Genomic DNA, 3,855 nt, shown 5'->3' with positions numbered 1-3,855 from the left:
GGGCGGCCGACTCCCTCGCGCGTGCGACTCGCGCCCTGCGGGCGCTCGTCGGCACGCGCCATCGTATTTATAAATCGCATCGCCGCTGGTGGTTCGTCAGGTTCTTGACTCGGTTTCGCGTATTCGGGGTTGCGCGCGGGTTGCCGAGCCAGGCCAAAGGCGTAGCGCTTAGGACGCTATCCCGTAGGGGTCCGCCGGTTCGAATCCGGTCCCGCGCACTGAACGGAAGCCGACGAGCAAAGCGAGTCGGCTGGAGTGAGGGAGCAGGAGCGGATTTGTAACCCAGCGAGAAAGCGCAGCGAACGGAGTGAGCGAGCATTTCTCGCCTCGGTTCGAATCCGGTCCCGCGCACTCCCTTTACAGGTAGAAGCGACGCCGAGTCGCGACTACTCCGCGTCGGCGTCCGACACCCGCACCACCTGCTTGCCGATGTTGTCGCCGGAGAACAGGCCGAGGAAGGCGTCGGGCGCGTTCTCCAACCCCTCCACGACCGTCTCGCGGTGTTCGAGGTCGCCGCTCGCGACCCACCGGCCCAGCCGCTCGCTCGCCTCGCCGAACCGGGTCGCGAAGTCGCTGACGAGCAGGCCCTCGACCTTGGCCCGCACCGGAATCAGCTGCGGGAGCTTCCGCGGGCCGGTCGGGGTCTCCTCGTCGTTGTAGTGGGCGATCTGGCCGCAGACCGCGACGCGCGCGTCGAGGTTCAGCGTCGTGAAGACGGCGTCCGTGATCGGGCCGCCGACGTTGTCGAAGTACACGTCGACGCCGTCGGGCGCCGCCTCGTCGAGCTCGGCGCGGTAGTCGTCCGCGGTCTTGTAGTTGATCGCGGCGTCGAAGCCGAGGTCGTCGGTGAGCCAGTCGGTCTTCTCGTCGCTGCCCGCGAAGCCGACCACGCGACAGCCGTTCCGCACCGCGATCTGGCCGACCACCGAGCCGACCGCGCCGGCCGCGCCGGAGACGACGACCGTGTCGCCGGGCTTCGGCTCGCCGACCTCCAGCAGTCCGAAGTACGCGGTCCGCCCGGGCATGCCGAGGACGCCGAGGTACGCCTCGGGGGGCGCGACAGCCGGGTCGACGGGCGCGACGTCGTCGGCGTCGAGCGTCGCGTAGTCGGCCCAGCGCCCCTCGCCGGTCACGAGGTCGCCCGCGTCGTACGCGTCGCTCGCGCTCTCGACCACCTCGCCGACGACCCCGCCCCTGAGCGCGTCGCCCACGTCCCACGGCTCCGCGTAGGACTCGGCGTCGCGCATCCGGCCGCGCATGTACGGGTCGACCGAGAGGAACCGGACGCGGACGAGGAGTTCGCCGGGGTCGGGGGCGGGGACCTCGGCCTCGCGCAGTTCGAAGCTGTCCTGATCGGGCTCGCCGGTCGGCCGCTCGGCGAGAAGCCACTCGCGGTTGGTGTTCGTCACGGTCCCCGTTTGTGGATGGACCGCAATAGGGTTTGGACCCCAGCAGCCGTCGTGGGGATCCGGAACCCGCGGCCGGCGCGACGATAGCGGCCCCGCGAGGGCTCCCCGTCGCGCAGCGGGATCGACACGCGACCGCCGGGCCGCCCGCCGACGGAACGACTCACGTGACGGAGCGCCTCACGCGACAGCGACGCCGTTGCGGGTGAGGTAGTCGCTGGCGGCCTTGATCTCGACCGGGCTGCCGATGATCCGGTACCGGTCGTCGGTCTCGACGACGGTGACGGTGAAGCGGGCTTCGAGGGGCTCCCGGTGCCCGTCGAGCGCGCGGCGCGGGAGGACGATCTGCGTACTGTCGCGAAGGCTCGACGGATCTGGCATTCGGCGTGTCAGAGGATTATTCGTCTCCGATATAACCGTGTCGAAGTATCGGCGGACCAACCACTCATTCGGCGCGAACCGCCGATTCGCGCGGGGCTGTCGGCCGATTCGCGCGGAGCTGTCGGCCGATTCGATCCCCGCCGACGGGCCGGCGATCCGAAGGAACACCTTTAACGAGCCGACCGGCCGAGGGTGTGGTAATGGGACTGGAGGAGGAGATCGAAGACCTCCGCGAGGAGATCGCCGAGACGCCCTATAACAAGTCGACGGAGGCTCACATCGGGCGCCTGAAGGCGAAACTCGCCGAGAAGAAGGAGAAGCTGGAGAACCAGTCCTCCGCCGGCGGCGGTCACGGCTACGCGGTCGAGAAGCACGGGGACGCCACGGTCGCGTTGGTCGGGTTCCCCAGCGTCGGCAAGTCCACCCTCATCAACGCCCTCACCAACGCCGACAGCGAGGTGGGCTCCTACGAGTTCACCACCCTCGACGTCAACCCCGGCATGCTACAGTACCGCGGCGCGAACATCCAGATCCTCGACGTGCCGGGGCTGATCGAGGGCGCCGCGGGCGGTCGTGGCGGCGGCAAGGAGGTGCTCTCGGTCGTCCGGACCGCGGACCTCGTGGTGTTCATGCTCTCCGTTTTCGAGATCGAGCAGTACGACCGCCTCCGCGAGGAGCTGTACGCGACCAACATCCGCCTCGACACCGATCCCCCGAACATCAACATCCGGAAGACGCACAAGGACGGGCTCGGCGTGACGATGAGCGACGACGTGAGCCTCGACGAGGAGACGGTCAAGCAGGTCCTCCGCGAGTACGGCTACGTCAACGCGAAGGTGACGATCCCGCACGACCTCACCATCGACGAGCTGGTCGACGCCGTGATGGACAACCGCGAGTACCTCCCCTCGATGGTCACCGTCAACAAGGCGGACCTCATCGACAAGAGCTACCTCCCGACGGTGAAAGCGGAGTTGCGCGAGCGGGACCTGGACCCCGACGACGTGCTCTTCATCTCCGCCGAGAAGGAACTCGGCCTCGACGGGCTCAAGGAGCGGCTCTGGGAGGAGCTGGGCGTTATTCGCATCTACATGGACAAGCCCGGTCGCGGCGTCGACTACGAGGAGCCGCTAATTTTGTTCGAGGGCGACACGGTCGGCGACGCCTGTACGAAGATCGGCGGCGAGTTCGACGAGCGCTTCAAATTTGCGCGGGTGTCGGGCGACAGCGCGAAACACGACGACCAACAGGTCGGGAAGGGCCACGAGTTGGCTGATGAAGACGTGTTGCGGATCGTCGCGCGGAAGTGAATTTCCAAACCCGCGTCGGGTGAAGATACCTCCAAAGCCTCAGGCGCGAGGGCCTTCAAAAGACGTGTCCGTCCGCTTCGCCGTGCGGGCTGCGACGCTCGTGGTCTCGCTCGTTTTCGCTGCGGGGCTCGCGCGGCTTGCTGTCGCCCGAAAATCTCCGATTTTCGGGATATCGTCAGAACTCCTCGGCTCCTGACTGCTAGCCGGAAGTCTGTGACTCCCGGCGGTGACGAGAGAGCGAAGCTCTCTCGAACCACGCTCCTCGCTCGCCGCGTCCAGCGAGGGACCGAAGGTCCCGCTGGCAGCCGGCGCCTAGCGCCGGCGACAGCGAGGCGCGACGCGCCTCTGGCAGTCGGGCGAAGCCCGACGACCTCGCGCGTGCGACTCGCGCCCTGCGGGCGCTCGTCGGCACGCGCCGCCGCAGTGGGTCTCATCCGGAATCCTCCCGCGTCGCGGCACCGTCCCCGAACGCGTTCGCCCGGCAACCCTGCGGTCGAACGGTAGACCTTTGCCGCCTCCCGCGTCAGGTTCGGTATGGTCTCGCTGGGACTGGTGGTGGCGCGGTTCAACGACTCCGTCACGGAGCCGATGGCCGAGGCCGCCCGGGAGGCGGCCGCCGACCGCGACGCCGTCGTCGTCGACGAACTGAGCGTGCCGGGCGCGTACGACAGCCCGCTGGCCGCCGACCGGCTCGCGCGCCGGGACGACGTCGACGCCGTCGCGGTCGTCGGCGCCATCGTCACCGGCGACACCGACCA

At 68.6% G+C, this 3,855-nt stretch carries 4 protein-coding genes and 1 tRNA gene; 3 read left to right on the top strand and 2 right to left on the bottom strand.

From position 1 onward, the window contains the following. Window positions 1–133: 133 nt before the first annotated feature. A tRNA-Leu gene (locus BM286_RS15055) sits at window positions 134–218 on the top strand. A 168-nt stretch (window positions 219–386) separates the two neighbouring features. Here BM286_RS15055 and BM286_RS15050 read toward each other — a convergent pair. Both BM286_RS15050 and BM286_RS15045 read right to left on the bottom strand, forming a co-directional pair. Further along, entirely contained in the window at window positions 387–1,409 is a 1,023-nt protein-coding gene (locus BM286_RS15050; RefSeq protein WP_092924392.1) for an NADP-dependent oxidoreductase, read from the bottom strand. 177 nt (window positions 1,410–1,586) lie between these two features. Next, window positions 1,587–1,787: a VNG_1110C family protein gene (locus BM286_RS15045; RefSeq protein WP_092924389.1), complete on the bottom strand. Its 201-nt coding sequence runs from the start codon at window positions 1,785–1,787 to the stop codon at window positions 1,587–1,589. Between the two features lie 200 nt (window positions 1,788–1,987). On the opposite strand from BM286_RS15045, the gene BM286_RS15040 reads away from it, so the two are divergent. Continuing rightward, a complete protein-coding gene (locus BM286_RS15040; RefSeq protein WP_092924386.1) occupies window positions 1,988–3,097 on the top strand; it encodes an OBG GTPase family GTP-binding protein in 1,110 nt (369 codons plus the stop codon). Between the two features lie 534 nt (window positions 3,098–3,631). Next, the coding region (locus BM286_RS15035; RefSeq protein ID WP_174549021.1) for a 6,7-dimethyl-8-ribityllumazine synthase at window positions 3,632–3,855 on the top strand (224 nt) is incomplete at its 3' end.

This window comes from Halorubrum sodomense (assembly GCF_900111935.1).
Lineage (GTDB): Archaea > Halobacteriota > Halobacteria > Halobacteriales > Haloferacaceae > Halorubrum > Halorubrum sodomense.
The sequence above is the reverse complement of the archived record's forward strand: the minus strand, read 5'-3'. Positions and strand labels throughout refer to the sequence as shown.